Below are 17,111 nucleotides of genomic sequence, written 5' to 3'. Positions count from 1 at the left end.
TCCATTCACACACTTTTGCGGAAATATCCGCAGAAGTGTGTGTTTTTTTGCATACTTTTTTGCCTCGCGGCCTTGCAATTTTGTTACCATTTTGTTACCATTAGCTTGTCCCAAATATGCCTTATTCCGAGAGAGGCAAATAGGAAAGGTGGAAAGAAACCCATGAGAAAACGCGCAAGCAAATTCCTGTCCCTGTTCCTGGTGCTTGCCATGGTGTGCTCCCTGTTCGGGACCGCGATGGCGGCGGAGGGAACGACGCAGGCCGACGGCGACGTCGTGGTGCTCTACACCAACGACGTGCACACCTACATTGACAACAATGTGGGCGAGGGCAACGAGAACGGCCTGACCTACTCCAAGGTAGCCGCTTATAAGGACTCCCTGGACAACGCTCTGCTGGTGGACGCCGGCGACCACATCCAGGGCACCGCCTACGGCTCCATGGACAAGGGCGCCACCATCATCGAGCTGATGAACGCCGCCGGTTACGACGTGGCCACCCTGGGCAACCATGAGTTCGACTACGACATGGAGGGCGCTCTGGCCGCCATCGAGGCCGCCGACTTCCCCTATGTGTCCTGCAACTTCTACCACGAGGAGAATGGTGTGAAGGGCGACAACGTGCTGGACAGCTACGTGGTGTTTGAGGTGAACGGCGTGAAGATCGCCTTCGTGGGCATCACCACCCCCGAGTCCTTCACCAAGTCCACCCCCGCCTACTTCCAGGACGACGCGGGCAACTACATCTACGGCATCGCCGGCGGTGAGGACGGCTCCGAGCTGTACGAGGCCGTGCAGGCCGCCATCGACGCCGCCTCTGCCGAGGCCGACTACGTCATCGGCCTGGGCCACCTGGGCGTGGACCCCTCCTCCAAGCCCTGGACCTCTGAGGAGGTCATCGCCAACACCACCGGCCTGGACGCCTTCATCGACGGCCACTCCCAGACCACCATGGAGATGCAGGAGGTGGCCGACGCCGAGGGCAACACCGTGGTCCTCACCCAGACCGGCGAGTACCTGAACGCCCTGGGCCAGATGACCATCTCCGCCGACGGCACCATCACCACCCAGCTGCTCACCGGCGAGGATCTGGCCGGCGTGACCCCCGACGCCGACGTGAAGGCCATTGAGGATGCCTGGATCGCCGAGATCAACACCGAGCTGGGCCAGGTCATCGGCTCCACCGCCGACACCCTGGACAACTATGACGCCGAGGGCAACCGCCTGGTGCGCAAGCAGGAGACCAACACCGGCGACTTCGCCGCCGACGCCCTGTACTACCTCTTTGACAACATGGGCCTGGATGTGGACGTGGCCGTCATGAACGGCGGCGGCATCCGCAACGGGGCCATCACCGGCGACATCTCCTACCTGACCTGCAAGGAGATCCACACCTTCGGCAACGTGGCCTGCCTGCAGACCGTCACCGGCCAGCAGATCCTGGACGCCCTGGAGTGGGGCGCCAAGGACGTCACCGCTGACGGCGCCGTGGAGAACGGCGGCTTCCTCCAGGTCTCCGGCCTGACCTACACCATCGACACCTCCATCCCCTCCACCGTCCAGCAGGACGACATCGGCGTTTGGACCGGCGGCCCCACCGGCGAGTACCGCGTCACCGACGTGCAGGTGCTCAACAACGAGACCGGCGCCTATGAGCCCCTGGATCTGACCGCCAGCTACAACCTGGCCGGCTACAACTACACCCTGCGCGACCTGGGCGACGGCTTCGCCATGTTCGAGGGCGCCGTCAACGTGCTGGACTACGTGATGGAGGACTACATGGTCCTGGCCAACTACGTCCAGTCCTTCGAGAACGGCGTGGTCACCGGCTATGCCGAGCCCGCCGGCCGCATCACCATCGTGGACGGCTCCGCCGAGACTCCCGAGACCCCCGAGACCCAGTATCCCGCCGACCTGGACGAGAGCGCCTGGTACTACAACGCCGCTGTTGAGGTTCTGGACGCCGGCATCATGAACGGCACCAACAAGGGCTTTGAGGCCAGCGGCACCGTCACCCGCGCCACTGTGTACCAGACCCTGTACAACATGGAGGGCCAGCCCGAGGCCAACTCCACCGTCACCGACGTAGACGGCAAGTGGTATGCCGACGCCGTCAACTGGGCCGCCCAGGCGGGCCTGTTCGAGGGCACCGAGTTCGGCGACGACGCCGTGATCACCCGCGCCGGCATCGCCGGCATCATCGCCGACTACGCCGCCTACAAGGGCATCACCGCCCCTGAGGCCGACGGCTCCATGGAGAGCGCGCCCGACTACGCCTCCATCCCCGCCGAGAGCCTGGACGGCATGACCTTCTGCTTCTACGCCGACGTCATGACCGGCGACCAGAAGGGCAACCTGAACCCCAACGGCCAGCTGACCCGCGCCGAGTTCGCCCAGGTGCTGGTGAACTTCGGCGACCTGACCACCGAGAGTGGTGAGGCCGCTGCGGTTCCCGAGACTCCCGCGGCTGAGACTCCCGCCGAGAGCACTGAGGCCGCCGCCTGAGCTGCTTGTCAGCCAAAAGCTCCCGATTCCTTCTGGGAATCGGGAGCTTTTTCCGTCTCGTCCTCGTCCGCAATGCCGTCTCCCTGCGCGCCCCGGGCCGATGTCAGGCCGCAGTCCCCGTAACGCCCTATAATCTCCAGCCCCTTCGAGGCCGTCGACGGCGGAACTCCCTCAGTCCGCCGCTCCTCCTCTCCCCGCCGAGACCGCTGTTCCACACTCCGGCGGGGATTCTGGAGCCGGCCGCGGCCATAAACCCAGCAAAAAAGAGCCCCCGGCGCCGTTCGGAATTTTTACAAAGATAAATTGGATCGTCTTCTCGGAGCGTGGTTTGACTTTGCAGAGTATTCCCTGGATGAATTCCTTTATCAGCCGCCCAATGTAGCGCTGGATGCCGCCATGTTCAATGTTTACTCCCACTATCGGATGGTCTCCAGTCGAATCCCCTCCCAGACACAGATTATTATTATTGATCTCACAATCAGCTGTGAAGCCTATCAGACTCTAAAGCGTGTAAAAGACCATTCAAAAGTTCTGTACGTCAATCTCAACCGGGCCATGGCCATGGACTCCATTCTGCTGTTTCAGAACCTAGGACTGACTCATCTGGATTATGCTCTCTATTATCCGGGAAAGAAGCACTACCCGAGGGCAAAAACCATCATCACAAATGGAGAGAGCCAGTATGCACCGCCGGGTGCGGAGCGGGTCATCGATCTGGGACACAGAGAAATCTCCCCACAGACAGTGGTGGAACTACTGACAAAACTGAACCGCCGGGATCTGCTTCAAGAAGAGCATATTCAGGCCTACTTCCGGTCGGTTATGGTTTGCGAATCTGGGTTGGAGTCCCTGTTGGACCGCTCAGGGTTCATGGAGCGACAGTTAGACGAGTTAATGCAGTTGATTGAGAAAGGAGTCATTTTTGCAGACAAAGATTTTACTGTCATCCGTATCAACGGCGCAGAGGAAGTCTGTCTCGGACGGAACAGGCAGGAGATTGTAGGGAAAAAGCTCACAGACCTGATTCAGGATGCGGATCTCTGTCAATGTCTGCTGGAACATCGGGAACTCTCCAATCATCTTTTACAGGTCAATGGCCTTTATTATTCAGTCTCCGTCCACCCTCTGTACCGGAATGGCGAGTACGTGGGAGCCCTGCTTTTAACGGAAGATTTTGTTCAAAACGAACGCAGGCAGAACCGGTTAAAGAGTCAGCTTGTCAATAACATCTATCGGCCACGCTATGGGCTTGACAATATGCTGGGAGACAGTCAGGTCATGGTGGATCAGCGCCGCATGATCCACCGTTTTTCTCTCTCGGCGGTACCTGTCCTGATCACCGGGGAAACCGGTACAGGGAAAGAGGTCGCAGCTCAGGCCATCCACAATCTGTCTGCCCGGCGCAGTCAGAATTTTGTGGCCATCAACTGTGCCGCTGTGCCGCAAAATCTGTTAGAGAGCGAACTTTTCGGCTATGAGCGGGGGGCATTTACCGGTGCCTCCAAGGAGGGCAAAGCAGGAAAGTTTGAATTAGCTGACAACGGTACCCTGTTTCTAGACGAAATCGGAGATCTCCCTTTTCATCTGCAGGGCCGTCTCCTGCGGGCTATTCAGGAAAAGGAAATTGTCCGTTTAGGTGGAGAGCGGGTGATCCATACAGACTGTAGAATTATTGCTGCCACAAACAAGGATCTGTTTACAATGGTACAGAAGAATCGCTTTCGGGCAGATCTCTATTACCGTCTCAATGCCCTCCCCCTTCATTTAGCACCTTTGCGTGCACATCCGGAGGACATCCCGATGTTGACGGCTCATTTTCAGGAGGAGCGTGGATACCACTTTGTCCTGGCACCAGATGCCGTGTCTTTTCTGCTACACTATCCATGGTATGGAAATGTTCGGGAGCTGATCAACTGTGTGGACTACCTTGGCAACCTATACCAACCTGTTATCTCTGCAGCGGATTTGCCCGATTATATGGCTCAGGAGGCTTCACTGCCAGCCAAGGACGGAGCTTCAAAGGCCGAGCAGCCGGAACAGGCTATTTTGCTGGCTCTGCTGGAGGCCAAACATCAGCATCGCCGTCTGGGTCGGAGAAGCCTATGCCAGAGCCTGGAGCGCTGGGGATACTATTTCACAGAACACGAATTGCGCACAATGCTGATAGCGCTGTCCGCTCGAAAACTTGTACAGCTCAATTCTGGCCGGGCGGGCACGGTCATTACACAGCAGGGCGAGGATTTCTTACAGCGAACAAACAGATAACTGTCAGGGCCTTCAGGCAAACAAAGCAAAATGGGATAAACGGGATTTGATATCCCGTTTATCCCATTTTGCTTTGAGGACACAGTGAATATTCCGGACGTTTGAGTGCAAAAATACCCAAATCTATCGGGAAGGACTCGCCCGTCAAGCTTGTTATACCTGTATTTTTGCAGGCTCTGCTCTTTTCTGCAGAAATATACTTCAGTTGGCAGGTGGCTTGCATAAAAACAAGGTATACCACTTCCACAAAAGGAGGATAAGGCTAATATCCTCACCCACAGAACGCAGCAAGTACGCCGTCCCGCATATTTAGAATTCCAGATAATGCTCAGGCAGGCCGGCAAGAATGTCGCTGGTCAGGCTATAAGAGCCAATGGGATAGCGCAGTCCGCTTTTGTAAAGGCCCTCCAGCCCTTCCACAGCCCGCACCAGGCCCGCCGGGGTGACGGTGATACGCAGGTCGTTCTCTCCCACGCCGGCGAACTTCTTGTCCGCGTAGCAGGGCAGAGCCATGGCGGGCTTGCCGGTGAGGAAGGTGCGCACCCAGGAGTCCGAGCAGGTGGACTCTCCCACAAATGTGAACTCCAGCTTCTCGTACTCGTGGTACTGGTACCCGGCCAGAAATAGGAATGCCTGGGCGGGCGAGAGATAGAGTACGCATACGTCGGGCTGGATACGCCCCGCTGTCAGAGGGGAGGCCACCAAGGCCACGTACTCCGGCGGCACGCAATCCAAAGCCCGGTTGTGGGCCCTGGACGCCTCCAGATTGTCGTACCACACGTTCTCAAACATCTTGCCGGAATACCACTTCTCGTCAGGAGCGAACATGCCGTTGATGCCCCGGCAATAGTTTGCGTGGACGTTTTCAGCCCTGCACGCACTGGTCCAGTTGAACTGGGCCGCATGGCTGACGATGGTGCAGGGGGGCAGATGCTTGTCGTGGATACGCACCTTGGGGATGGCGTCGAGTTCCTCCTCCGTGCGTATCCACTTCATACCCACTGGGGTGGTCTGGGGCCGTAGCAGCCGGGCAAGACGGCCTGTTATGTCAGTCCAATCGTATTTTTCCATGGTAACTCCCCCTTAATAGTTGACCTGATCCTTGCCCTTCAGGCCCAGGATTGCTCTCGCCTCATCCGGTGTGGCTACTTCGCGTCCCAAAATCCCAGCCATCGTGGCAACCGCGCGCACCTGCTCGGCGTTGGAGCGGGCCAACTGGTGGGGGCGGATATACAGATTGTCCTCAAGTCCCACGCGCACGTTGCCGCCCATGGCAAGCGCTGCTGCGGCAATGGGCATCTGATGCTTCCCTGCGGCGGCCACAGACCAGGTGAAACTGTCCCCCAGCAGGCGCTCCGCTGTGGCTCGCAGGAAAACCAAGTTGTCCACCGTAGCGGGGATGCCGCCTTGGATCCCCATGACAAACTGGATGTACACAGGGCCAGTAAGGATACCCTTATTCCGGAAATAGGCGATGTTGTTGATCATGCCCGCATCGTAGACCTCAAATTCCGGGACAGTGCTGTTCTCCTGCATGGTTCTGATATAGGTCTCAATGCCGTAGTAGGTATTGGCAAATACATTATCGTAGGTACCGCCCAGGTACTCGTATTCCCACTCCGGATCGTCCGGCTTCAGGTGGGACACAAGATCAGAGAGCACAAAATTCATGGAACCGGCGTTGCAGGAGGCCAACTCCGGCTTAAGGGCAGGGACGACGGAGATACGCTCCTCCACCGTCATCATCTGGCTTCCACCCGTAGTGATGCAGATGATGGCGTCACATCGCTCCTTGATCCCGCTGACCACCTCCCGAATCAGGCCGATGTCAGAGGTTGGCTCCCCCGTTTCCCGATCTCGACCATGGATGTGGATGGATGCAGCACCGGCGGCACAGGCGTCCACAGCCTGCTGGATGATATCCTCCGGCTTGACCGGGAAATACGGACTCATGCTGGCCATATGAGCGGTACCCACCACGGCGGCCGTGATAATTACTTTTTTCATGACTGAATCTCCTTCTGGAACGCCCGGCCGCCCTGCGTGACCCGCAGCGCGGCCGGGCATGTGCGCGGTGTTTTCTATTTCACGGTGACTTTGATGGCGGTATCCATCGCCTTCTGACTCAGCTCCTGGCCGAGGCCGGGTAGGTCGGGTACAGTGAAGTAGCCGTTGACAGGCTGGTAATCGTGTGTGCCAGTAAGGATATTGGCCTCCAGCAGGGCTGCCTGGTGGTGCTCATGGATCAGGAAGTTGGGAATGACCGCCTCCAGCTGGAGGGCCGCTGCCGTAGCCTGGGGACCGCCGCACACGTGAACCTGGACGCCAACGTCATACACGCGGGCCATGTCGCACACCTTCTTGCCCTCGGTGAGGCCGCCCATGTTGCCCAGATCCGGCTGGATGACATGGAGGGCGTGCTCCTCAAGGAAGGGCCGGTAGCCCCAACGTGTGTAGATGCGCTCACCACTGGCCACAGGGATGTTAATACGCTGGGCGATCTCCTTCATATTGCCCACATTCATGGGCATGGTGGGCTCCTCGTAGTAGTAGATACCCAGCTCCTCCACGGCCCGTGCCAGCTGCACGGCAGAGTTGGCATCAGTGAGAGAATGGAGCTCTATGATAATGTCCATGTCAGGGCCGCCAGCATCGCGGATGGCCTTGACGCGCTCATAGGCGATTTTCAGTTGGTTCTGCTGGAGGATGCCGCTGCAGGGCCACCCCTTGTACTTGCCCTGCATGTTGAAGCACAGGGGGTCTACCTTGACGCAGTCATAGCCATCCTCCTTGGCCTTGATGCAGGCCTCGCCATACTCCTCGGGGTAGATAAGAGGCTTGGCCACCTTGCCCCAGTCAAACTGAATCTGGCTGGCATAGGCCCGCAGCTTCTGATTGGTCTTGCCGCCCAGCAGATTGTAGACAGGGGTATTAAACGCCTTGCCTTTGATATCCCACAGGGCAATGTCAATGGCACTCATGGCGCCGTAGACCACCGGGCCGCCGCCCAGGCCCCAGAAGGTGTTGTGCAGGCGGGCCCAAATGGCCTCATTGTTCATGGCATCCATGCCGATGATCAGCTTGGCAAAATCCCGGCACATGCCCACTGCGGACTCTTTGGTGTCGCCGTAGGCCAGACCCACCTCGCCGTAGCCGCTGATGCCGTCCTCTGTGTTGATGCGCACGACCACCGGGTTCCAAGGGCTTCCAGGGACGGAGGGTTGGCCAATGGTGACAAGGAACACGTCAATGCTGGTAATTTTCATGTCAATCGCTCCTTTGTTCAGAATCGGTTGCTTTTAAGGTTGGTATCAGGAGGGCAGAAAGCAGGAGATCGTTCCGTCAGTGATGACGGAGGCCCGCGTCTCCGGCCCATGCGCCCTCAACAGGGACATTACCTGGTTCCAGGTTTTCGCGAACACCACTTTATCAGGTTCGCTCAGACTCATCCGGCTGGCCACGTCCGGGTAGGGAGTGTAGTAGATGATCCGCCCGATCTCCGACCGAGGCCGCCTGTCGTATGGCTGCCAGCAGCCACCGCCGTAATCGCTGCCGAAGGCGCTGTACAGGTAATGGACCACCTGCCCTGCCGGGCAGTGGTTGACGAGCACGACGTCACCCCCGGGTTTCAGATCCATGGCAGCAATACGGATCGCAATCAGTGCTTCGTTGTATTTGGCATTGGCGTTGACAAAAACCACATCCCGTGTGCCCTCCGCCCGGTGCATTCCGTTCAGTTCCATGGAGAGGGCCACTGCCTGTCGGTGTTCCTGTCGGGGCTCGCCCGCCCTGAGTTCCACGATCTCCAGCCGGGAGTTGAGAATGGCATCGATCTTGAAGAAGGGCATCACCATCTCCGTCATGGTCTCAATATCCCGGCGCAGCCCGCAGGGCTCCGGGGAGAAGGGCCGAAACTCTCGGCGAGTGTGGTTGGCATGGGTGGTACGGATACCGGCCAGGCCGGGAAAGATCAGCTTTCCTCCGCCGCCGAAGCCGTTCATGGGGTGAGGGGAAACCGAGCCTACGCCGATGCGCACATCGCACTGCATGAACTCTCGGTTTACCAGAACCTCGTCTCCAAAGCGATCCGTGCCGACGCAGACCAGGTTCTCATAGGGGTTGTGGTTATAGATGGGGAACTGCTCCACCAGCTCCTCCCCCAGCTTCTGTACGAAGTCGGCCCTGGTCAGCGGTGCATGGTTTCCCAGAGCACAGAGCAGGCGGATGTGCTCCCGGCCCAGACCCCCGGTCAGGAGTTCCTCAATGACCAGCCGCACCAGCACGCCTGCCGGCGTGCCGCGGCTCAGGTCGTCGAACACAATTGCGGCCTCCCGGCCGCCAGCCGCCAAGGATCGAATGGATGGCATGCCCACTGGATGCCGGATGCGGTCAGCCAGTTCCTCCCCGGTCAGCGGTTTGCGGTTATCCGCCGGCATCCGGTACTCTGTGACAATCCAGTCCTCCGGCAGCTCTAGGATAACGGAGGCCTCCGGGTCGTCCCTCCATGCGTTCTGCCACAGGCGGAAAGTCTGAGACATCTGGACTCCACCTCCACGTCTGCGGGCCTATTCCAGCCCCATCAGGATGGCTGGGTTCTTCTTGGCCATAATCTCCAGTTCCTCTTCAGTGATCCCGAAACGCTCCATCATCAGGCACATAAAGTTGTACATGCCCTCCACGGGGGAGCCATTGCCCTTCTGGCCCATATCAGAGTCCAGTACCATCCGGTCGTGGGGCACCTCCAAGAGCATTTCCTCCAGGATAGAGGTGGGCAGGGGGCCCATCTTGGAGCCCTCGGAGAACACACACACGTTCAGCTCGATGTAGGCACCCAGAGCGGCCCACTGGCGCATCTGCTCATAAGTAGCGCCGATGTGGAAGTGAGGGTGGTTGACCAGGATCTTCTTCACGCCAACTTCCACCGCTTTCCGAACCAAGACGTCCACCTCCCGGGCGCTGCCGTGGCCGGTGCCCAGGGCCATGTCTTTCTCGGCCATGTACTCCAGAACCCGCACAGCGGCGGGATCCAACTGACCGTTCTCGTCCACATAGACCACCGGGGTCTCAGGCACGGACATCTTCCCCGCACCGGCGAAATGGCCTTTGTGGGCATCGATGTGATTCTTACTGGACACAGTGGGAAAGTAGATCATCTTGGCGCCCATGCCGTAGGCCACGTCCACGGCGTTCAGGTTGAACAGTCCCATGGCGTTGTTTAGGCACATGCTGCCGAATACCTGCACGCTGCCGTTGCCCAGGTGGTTCTGTACCATTTGGCAGCCCATCATGCTGGGAAAGTAGTGATCCTTCACCAGAAAGCCACGGTAACCGGCAGCCTCCGCCTCCTTCAGCATGTCGGCGGCGTCCAGTTCACGTGCGGCCACAGAGGGACCCGCATGCACGTGGATATCGATGACGCCTTTCAAAAGCTTTTCTCTGTCCATAGAAATTACCTCCTTGGCAAGATGCCGGGCAGCGGCGCGCCATTGGCACCGGGCGCGGCATTTGATTTAAAATTGAATTATTTCATAGACAGGCCCGGGTAGAAATGTTATAATTAAATTTAAACAAAAATGTGCAGGAGGATGGAAATGGATTTTGACGGTCTGAATATCGACCTGTATGCCATTCTGGACGCGCTGGAGGATCCCATCCACATCATCAACACCGACGGGATCCTGGTATTTGCCAACCGAGCTTGGGAGCAGCTCATCGGTTTGCCCCGGGAAAACGCTGTTGGCCTCTACATCAACGACGCCATCAGTAAGGGAAACCAGGGCTTCTACTTCTCCATCGAGAAGGATGCGGACAACCGAGCCGCCCAGTTCACCCACTTTGACCAGAAAATGTTCGACTCCATTGCTCTTACCGCCCTGCAGAAGCAGAAACGGGTGTCCATGTTCGCCTATTCTTCTACTAAAAATCGGTTCATGCTCACCAGTATCCCTCTCTTTCAGGAGGGGAGGCTGCAGTACATCCTCACCTGGTGCCGGGATCTGACCAACTTTTCCCAGCTGTGCGATGATCTGCAAAGCGCCATAGAGAAAAACAAGCTGATCTCTGAGGAACTGGAATTCTACCGCAGCAAGATGGCCGCATCCCAGAACGTGATCGGCAACTGCCCGCAGATGCTGGCTTTGATGAATACCGTGGAATATGTGGCAGGTACGGATGTCACCGTGCTTATCACAGGGGAGTCTGGCGTGGGCAAGGAGGTTCTCACCAACGAAATCTACCAGCGCAGCAACCGGAAGGGCAAGCCCTTTATCCGGGTGAATTGTGCCTCCATCCCAGAATCCCTGATGGAGAGCGAGCTGTTCGGCTATGAACGGGGCGCGTTCACCGGGGCAGTGAAGAGTAAGCCCGGTATGTTCGAGTTGGCCAACCACGGCACCCTGCTGCTGGACGAGGTAGGGGAATTGCCCCGTGCACTCCAGCCCAAGCTGCTCCGTGCTCTGCAGGAGCGGGAGATCATCCGGGTGGGCGGAACCAACACCATTCCCATTGACGTGCGTCTTATCGCCGCCACCAACCAGAACCTGGAGTCTATGGTGGAGGAGGGCAGCTTCCGCCGGGATCTGTACTACCGTCTCAACCTGGTTCCCCTCCATATCCCGCCGCTGCGGGAGCGGGGGGACGACATCCCTCTGCTGGCCACGCACTTTCTAGAGAAATTCAACGCCAAATACGGCAGAGAGAAGAAGTTTACCGAAGAGGCTCTGCAGATCATGAAGGAATACCAGTGGCCCGGAAACATCCGGGAGATGGAAAACCTGCTGGAGCGCCTTGTGATCATCGGGGAAGAACACTGGCTCACTGCCTCCCGCTTGATGGCGATCCTGGAGAACGGAGATGGAGCAGCGCTCCGACTGGAGCCCTCTGGCTCCTCCTTGAAGGATATGGTGGCCGACTACGAAAAGAAGCTGCTCAAGGAGGCCCTCACCCGCTACGGCACCACCTATAAGGCGGCCCAGGCGCTGAACACCTCCCAGCCCACCGTGGCCCGGAAGGCCAAGCTTTACGGACTGGAGTGGTAGGCCATCACCGTCAGAAGGCGGCAAACGCAGTGTTCCGCCAGCAGCACCGCCCGGCTTTGATGGTCATCTGGGGCAGCAGGAGCTGGGCTGCGGGCAGATGGTTGCCATAAGAGTCTTGGAATTCAAATTTTCTTGTTTCCAGCTTCATGATGGCTACATCTGCCATAGCCCCCGGGCGAAGGGTACCGATCTTCTCCTCCATCCCCATGAGCTCGGCGGGAGTGGCGGTACAGCAGCGAACCACATCGTATAAGCTCATGCCCAGCGCCAAGAAGCGGGCCATGGTGACAGGCAGAGAGAACAGACGCTCCTGATAAACGCTGAAGGTGGTCAGGTCGGTGCTGATCACATCGGGGAGGAAACCCTGCTCAACGGCAGCCCTGGCCACGCGGAAGGAACAGTGAATGCGGCCCTGGGCGCTGTCGAAGAGGACGCCCCGCTCCCGGGCGCTCCAAACTTCCGGATAGATGCTGCCGTTCTCGTCCAGAATACTGTAGGGGCCCTTTGCCTGGAAAGTGTGGCATAGCACGTCCCCCCGGCCCAGACAGTTCACGATCTCCGGGACAGGTTCCAGAGGGCACGTGGCGTGGAGGGAAAGCCGGGTATGAAACTTGCGGGCCAGTTTCACGCTCTCCTCCAGGGGCTTCAGCCCCATACCCTCGGAGATGTCCTTACCAATGCGCAGCTTGAACCCATAGAGATAGGGCCGGTATTGGTCAAACAGATAGGTCATGGCCCGCTCGTCATAGAGAGCCGGGTCGATGTTCTCCATATACCCAGCCCCGGCCATACCTCCGGTGGTCACGTTGACCGAGGCCTGCAGGGTGGTGATGGCCGGCAGGATGCGGAAGCGAACAAAGTTCTCAAAGGCATTGGTGCCTATGCTCCCCGCGTCGCAGGCTGCGGTAACTCCGTTGGGAAGGCAGAACAGATCCGGTGTAATCCCAGAGGTATTCCAGGAAAAGTGGACATGGTGGTCGATCAGGCCGGGAAACACATAACAGCCGGAGCAGTCAATAAGCTCCTTCACATCCGCGGGGTCGATATGGCCGTTTTCGGGTACGGGCACGATCCTGCATCCTGAAATCAGAACATCCATCTCATCATCCAGATTCCGTGCAGGATCGATCACATGGCCCCCTCTCAGCCAGAAGTCATATTTCTTTTCCGGTTCTACAATTTTCGTAGGCCTCACGTTCCTTTCCCAAACTCGTTCACAGCGACACGCAGCTCCGGTGGTCTGCCAGAAACAGCGGGCGGACGAACGGCCGCAAGTCAAAACGCTCTCCTTGGAATACTTGGAGAAGGCCCGGCCGGGCCTTCTCCAAGTTTGTCTCTGCGGCCTCTAACCAAACAGGTTGACGGTAAACATACTGATCTGGGGGATAAAGCCCACGATAATCTCTGCCAGAACCAGGCCACCCAAGAACGGGAGTGCCGCTTGGGAGATCTTGTTTATGCTCATGCCCGACATGGAGGCCCCCACAAACAGGTTGTAGGCCACGGGCGGGGTAACAAAGGCCACGGCCAGGGCCAGAGTGATGATGATGCCGAAGTGGACGGGGTCGATGCCCACCGCCTCCGCCACAGGCAGCAGCAGGGGAGAGATGATGACGATGATGGGGGCGGTCTGCACGAACATGCCGGCCACAAACAGGAAGGCATAGATCAGCAGCACGATGATGTAGGGGTTGCTGGAGATGTTCAGGAAGAAGTTTTTGATGACGGTGGTATAGCCCAGGTAGGCGAACACCGCACCCAGGGCGCCTGCGGGAGCGAAGCAGAACATCATGCCGCCCAGGAAGTTGACCTTGGACTTGAACATGGGAAGGATTCGCTTATAGTCCAGTTCCTTGTACAGGAACAGGCCCACGATCAGGCCGTACACACAGGAGACCACGCCGGCCTCGGTGGGGGAGAAGGCGCCGGTGTAGATGCCGCCCAGGACGATGATGGGCATCAGCAGGGCCCACTTGCCGTCCCACAGGGCCTTGCCGAACAGCTTCAGGCTGGTCTCCTTGGGGATGGGGCTCTTGTAGCCGCGCTTCTTGCAGATGATGTAGTTGATGAGGATGAGCACGCCGCCCACCACGAAGGAGGGGCCCCAGCCGGCCAGGAACATGTCGCCGATGGACACGCCGTTGGTCACGCCGTAGAGCACCATGGGGAAGGAGGGGGGCACGATAATGCCCAGGCCGCCGGCCACGCAGACCAGGCCCACGGCGTAACCCTTGTCATAGCCGTCGTACACCATCTGGGGGATCATGATGGTGCCTATGGCGGCCACAGTGGCAGGGGCAGAGCCGGAGACGGCGCCGAAGAACATGCAGGCGATGACCGTCACGGTGCCCAGGGCGCCGGTGACGTTGCCGATGAGGGAGTTTGCCACGGCGACCAATCGTTTTGACAGGCCTCCCACATCCATGATGTCGCCGGCCAGCAGGAAGAAGGGCAGGCTCAGCATGGTGAAGTCGGCGATTTTGGTGTAGAGGAACTGGGCGATGTACTCAAAGCTGGTGATCTGCGTGGCGGCCACCAGGATGGCCACCGGGATGCCCAGGGAGGTGCCGATGGGCACGCCCATGAACAGCAGGATGAACAGCAGGACGAACGCGAACGCGACCATAGTACCGTTCATTTATCAGATCCCTCCGTTCCTTTCAGTTTCTGCTGGGCGAAGTAGGCGTCGCGGGCGGCCTTGCCCTTCTCCCAGATGGCGTCCAGGTCAAAGGCAGGCTCTGCCTTGCCCAGCTCCTTCTCCTTCTCTTTGGACAGCTTGATGACCTCCTGGACAGAGCGGATGATGCCCAGGACCATCATGACAACAATAAAAATATAGACGGACACGCGGGGGATGCGGGTGACGGAGTACACCTGGTTCAACTCCAGCATGTTCAGGACGATCTCATACAGGTAGTAGGTCAGCCAACCCACAAAGACGGCGTTGATGATGGTGTCCAGGATCATGAGCACCTTTTTGGCCATGAAGGGCACCACGGTGAGCACCATGTCGATGCGCATGTTCTGCCGGGTGGTGACGGCACCGGACACGCCGCAGTAGATCATGATGACAAATGCGATGACACTGGTCTCCTCGATCCAGGCCCAGGAATGGCCGAAGATGTACCGGCCCACCACCTGTACCGTGAGAATTACGGTAATAAAGAGGAAGGCGGCCAAGCCGATATAGGTCTCAAAGTGCATCAGCATTTCTTTGGCCCAGTTTTTCTCTGTACGCACCTTGCAAACTCCTTTCCTTTCTGATTTTTAGGCGGGGCAGCTACCCCCCCGGGCGGCCGTCCTGCCGTTCAGTGATCTCTTATGCCTCGCTCTGGGCGGCCTCCACGGCGGCCAGCAGCTCGTTCCAGGCATCAGTACCCATGGTTTCCTCACACAGGGCCCAGGTGTTGGGTACGGAGTCGACGAAGACCTGATACTCCTCGTCGGTGAGGTAGGTAATATTGATGCCATACTCCGTCAGCTGGTCGATCAGGGTCTGGGTGGTGTCCAGCATGGTCTGGTAGCATGCCTCGGTGGCCTCCTGGCCGGCCTGGTCGACCCAGCTCTGCTCGTCAGCGGACAGAGACTGATAATAAGCGTCGCTGATGACCACCATGGAGAGGTTGGGCAGGTGGTTGAGCATGGTGATGTAGTTCTGCACCTCATAGAACTTCTGGGACACGATGGTGATGATGGGGTTGTCCTGGCCATCGCACAGGCCCTGCTGCAGGGCGGTGAACAGCTCGGAGAAGGAGGTCGTCATGACAGAAGCGCCAAGTTCCTCAAAGGCTGCGATCTGAGTGGGATCACTCTGTACACGGAGCTTCATGTTTGCCATGTCGCTGGGGGAGTGGATCTCCTTCGTATTATTGGTGAGGGTACGCATACCCAGGTGCATAAAGCCAACCGCCCGCAGGCCCGTGTCGGTCAGCAGCTGTTCCCGCATGCCATCGCCGATCTCGCTGTTCATGATGTTATAGGCGGTCTGTTCATCGGGATACAGGAAGGGAACATTCAGAGCGGTAAACGCGGTGGTGTAATCGCCCCAGTTGGCCTGACCGACCTCAGACATTTCGAAGGCGCCGGTGATCAGGCCGTTGACGATATCGTCGGTGGTGGAGGCCAGCTGGTTGGCCGGAAACACCTGAACCACCATCTTGCCGCCGGAGAGTTCCTCCACCCGGTCCACAAAGGTCTTGACCATCACGCCGGAGGCAGAGGTGCCATAGTCAGAGGCACTCATGGAGACGGACATCCGGATCACCCGCACGTCGTCCCCCACGTTGGTATAGTCGGGAATGGCGTAAACATCGCGCTCCAGGCCTACTGTGACCTCGCTATTGCCGCTGGGTTCCTCACTGCTGCCGCTGTCGGTCTCATTAGCGGCTGTGGTGCCGCCGCCTCCCAAACAGCTGGTACACAACAGGCTGAAAACAGAGACCAGTGCCAAGATCCTTCCAAATCTTTTTTTCATGTGTTCTTCTCCTCCATAATTTTTCTCACTTCGCCCTGAAACAGGACAAAGCGGTCAACGGGATTGAGCATCTTATAAAGTGACCGAATCTCCTGCCCTCATAGCGAGGCAGCGGCACCCGGGGCAGCGCACTGAGAGATGCTGTTGGAACTGCTCCAGGTATTCCTGCGTGCGGTAGTGCATCGGGATGACTGTTTTGACACCCAGCATTTCCGCGCAGATCGCGGCGGCAGGGGGATCCATCTCATCCAGGCTTCTTCCTTGCAGATCAACTCCTCCGATACCCAGGAACGCCACATCCGGATGGAAGAGCTCACCCCAGAGCTTCATATCGTAAGTCAGTGATGTATCACCGCCGAAGAAGCAGGTTGGGCCGTCCTTTGCCCGGATGATGTAACAAAGCGGTTCGCCGGTCATGTAGGAGCCATCCGAAAAATGCTTGAAGGCGATGTGTCGGGCATCCACGGCGTGGATGGTAAAATCTCCTTGGACATAGGTAGCACCGCTGGTGGTCAATTCCATGCGTGGATCCCATGTACCGCCATATCCTGCACGCTCCGCCAAACACAGGGTACTGTGGTCACCTAACAGTTTTGTGGTATCAGAGTTGGCCAAAATCTCCAGAGCTTGTCCGAAATGATCACCTGCGCAGTGTGAAACGACGACCAGATCCACATGGACATCCTCCGGCCTCACAGGGCTGGGCGGCACCTTGGTCTGTGGATTCCCACTCAGATATGGATCGGTAACCAGACGTGTCCCAGTTGGACCTGTCAGGATAAAGGCCGCCCACCCGAGGTAGTCTACTTTGAGGCCCATACAGACTCTCA

At 58.2% G+C, this 17,111-nt stretch carries 13 protein-coding genes; 3 read left to right on the top strand and 10 right to left on the bottom strand.

The window, feature by feature from the left end:
• The first annotated feature begins 162 nt into the window (after positions 1-162).
• Together B5E42_RS14570 and B5E42_RS14565 are read left to right on the top strand one after the other, a co-directional pair.
• Positions 163-2,505 carry a 5'-nucleotidase C-terminal domain-containing protein gene (locus B5E42_RS14570; RefSeq protein ID WP_087240938.1) on the top strand — a complete coding sequence of 781 codons (2,343 nt, stop codon included), beginning with the start codon at positions 163-165 and terminating at the stop codon, positions 2,503-2,505.
• Positions 2,506-2,808: 303 nt separating this feature from the next.
• Complete coding sequence (locus B5E42_RS14565; protein ID WP_087240936.1) at positions 2,809-4,770, top strand: sigma 54-interacting transcriptional regulator; 1,962 nt, start codon at positions 2,809-2,811, stop codon at positions 4,768-4,770.
• A 309-nt stretch (positions 4,771-5,079) separates the two neighbouring features.
• Here B5E42_RS14565 and B5E42_RS14560 read toward each other — a convergent pair whose 3' ends face one another.
• From B5E42_RS14560 to B5E42_RS14540, 5 genes are all read right to left on the bottom strand, one after another.
• On the bottom strand, positions 5,080-5,841 hold the full coding sequence (locus tag B5E42_RS14560) for a DUF169 domain-containing protein (RefSeq protein WP_087240934.1): 762 nt from the start codon (positions 5,839-5,841) through the stop codon (positions 5,080-5,082).
• Positions 5,842-5,853: 12 nt separating this feature from the next.
• Positions 5,854-6,777, bottom strand: a complete 924-nt coding sequence (locus tag B5E42_RS14555) for a 3-keto-5-aminohexanoate cleavage protein (protein WP_087240932.1) — start codon at positions 6,775-6,777, stop codon at positions 5,854-5,856.
• Positions 6,778-6,851: 74 nt separating this feature from the next.
• Positions 6,852-8,036, bottom strand: a complete 1,185-nt coding sequence (locus B5E42_RS14550; protein WP_087240930.1) for a mandelate racemase/muconate lactonizing enzyme family protein — start codon at positions 8,034-8,036, stop codon at positions 6,852-6,854.
• A 45-nt stretch (positions 8,037-8,081) separates the two neighbouring features.
• A complete protein-coding gene (locus tag B5E42_RS14545) occupies positions 8,082-9,308 on the bottom strand; it encodes a lactate racemase domain-containing protein (RefSeq protein WP_087240928.1) in 1,227 nt (408 codons plus the stop codon).
• A 27-nt stretch (positions 9,309-9,335) separates the two neighbouring features.
• Positions 9,336-10,214: a DUF6282 family protein gene (locus B5E42_RS14540; RefSeq protein WP_087240926.1), complete on the bottom strand. Its 879-nt coding sequence runs from the start codon at positions 10,212-10,214 to the stop codon at positions 9,336-9,338.
• Between the two features lie 147 nt (positions 10,215-10,361).
• Here B5E42_RS14540 and B5E42_RS14535 point away from each other — a divergent pair, with 147 nt between their 5' ends.
• Complete coding sequence (locus B5E42_RS14535; RefSeq protein ID WP_162614001.1) at positions 10,362-11,807, top strand: sigma 54-interacting transcriptional regulator; 1,446 nt, start codon at positions 10,362-10,364, stop codon at positions 11,805-11,807.
• A 10-nt stretch (positions 11,808-11,817) separates the two neighbouring features.
• Here B5E42_RS14535 and B5E42_RS14530 read toward each other — a convergent pair whose 3' ends face one another.
• The 5 genes from B5E42_RS14530 to B5E42_RS14510 form a co-directional block, all read right to left on the bottom strand.
• Positions 11,818-12,876: an amidohydrolase family protein gene (locus B5E42_RS14530; protein WP_162614000.1), complete on the bottom strand. Its 1,059-nt coding sequence runs from the start codon at positions 12,874-12,876 to the stop codon at positions 11,818-11,820.
• A 276-nt stretch (positions 12,877-13,152) separates the two neighbouring features.
• Positions 13,153-14,445 carry a TRAP transporter large permease gene (locus B5E42_RS14525; RefSeq protein ID WP_087240921.1) on the bottom strand — a complete coding sequence of 431 codons (1,293 nt, stop codon included), beginning with the start codon at positions 14,443-14,445 and terminating at the stop codon, positions 13,153-13,155.
• Entirely contained in the window at positions 14,442-15,047 is a 606-nt protein-coding gene (locus B5E42_RS14520; protein WP_087240919.1) for a TRAP transporter small permease, read from the bottom strand. Before B5E42_RS14520 ends, B5E42_RS14525 begins: the two co-directional genes overlap by 4 nt.
• Positions 15,048-15,126: 79 nt before the next feature.
• Positions 15,127-16,281, bottom strand: a complete 1,155-nt coding sequence (locus B5E42_RS14515) for a TRAP transporter substrate-binding protein (RefSeq protein WP_087240917.1) — start codon at positions 16,279-16,281, stop codon at positions 15,127-15,129.
• 72 nt (positions 16,282-16,353) lie between these two features.
• Positions 16,354-17,100, bottom strand: coding sequence for an MBL fold metallo-hydrolase (locus B5E42_RS14510; RefSeq protein ID WP_162613999.1), 747 nt, complete (start codon positions 17,098-17,100; stop codon positions 16,354-16,356).
• Positions 17,101-17,111: the final 11 nt, after the last annotated feature.

It is taken from the genome of Flavonifractor sp. An10, from assembly GCF_002161215.1.
In the GTDB taxonomy this organism is placed as follows: Bacteria; Bacillota; Clostridia; order Oscillospirales; family Oscillospiraceae; genus Flavonifractor; species Flavonifractor avistercoris.
The sequence above is the reverse complement of the archived record's forward strand: the minus strand, read 5'-3'. Positions and strand labels throughout refer to the sequence as shown.

Coding starts and splice junctions, on each gene's coding strand:
- B5E42_RS14535 (WP_162614001.1), top strand. CDS start 10,362: ATGGATTTTGACGGTCTGAATATCGACCTGTATGCCATTCTGGACGCG.
- B5E42_RS14540 (WP_087240926.1), bottom strand. CDS start 10,214: ATGGACAGAGAAAAGCTTTTGAAAGGCGTCATCGATATCCACGTGCAT.
- B5E42_RS14550 (WP_087240930.1), bottom strand. CDS start 8,036: ATGAAAATTACCAGCATTGACGTGTTCCTTGTCACCATTGGCCAACCC.
- B5E42_RS14510 (WP_162613999.1), bottom strand. CDS start 17,100: ATGGGCCTCAAAGTAGACTACCTCGGGTGGGCGGCCTTTATCCTGACA.
- B5E42_RS14555 (WP_087240932.1), bottom strand. CDS start 6,777: ATGAAAAAAGTAATTATCACGGCCGCCGTGGTGGGTACCGCTCATATG.
- B5E42_RS14545 (WP_087240928.1), bottom strand. CDS start 9,308: ATGTCTCAGACTTTCCGCCTGTGGCAGAACGCATGGAGGGACGACCCG.
- B5E42_RS14515 (WP_087240917.1), bottom strand. CDS start 16,281: ATGAAAAAAAGATTTGGAAGGATCTTGGCACTGGTCTCTGTTTTCAGC.
- B5E42_RS14570 (WP_087240938.1), top strand. CDS start 163: ATGAGAAAACGCGCAAGCAAATTCCTGTCCCTGTTCCTGGTGCTTGCC.
- B5E42_RS14525 (WP_087240921.1), bottom strand. CDS start 14,445: ATGAACGGTACTATGGTCGCGTTCGCGTTCGTCCTGCTGTTCATCCTG.
- B5E42_RS14560 (WP_087240934.1), bottom strand. CDS start 5,841: ATGGAAAAATACGATTGGACTGACATAACAGGCCGTCTTGCCCGGCTG.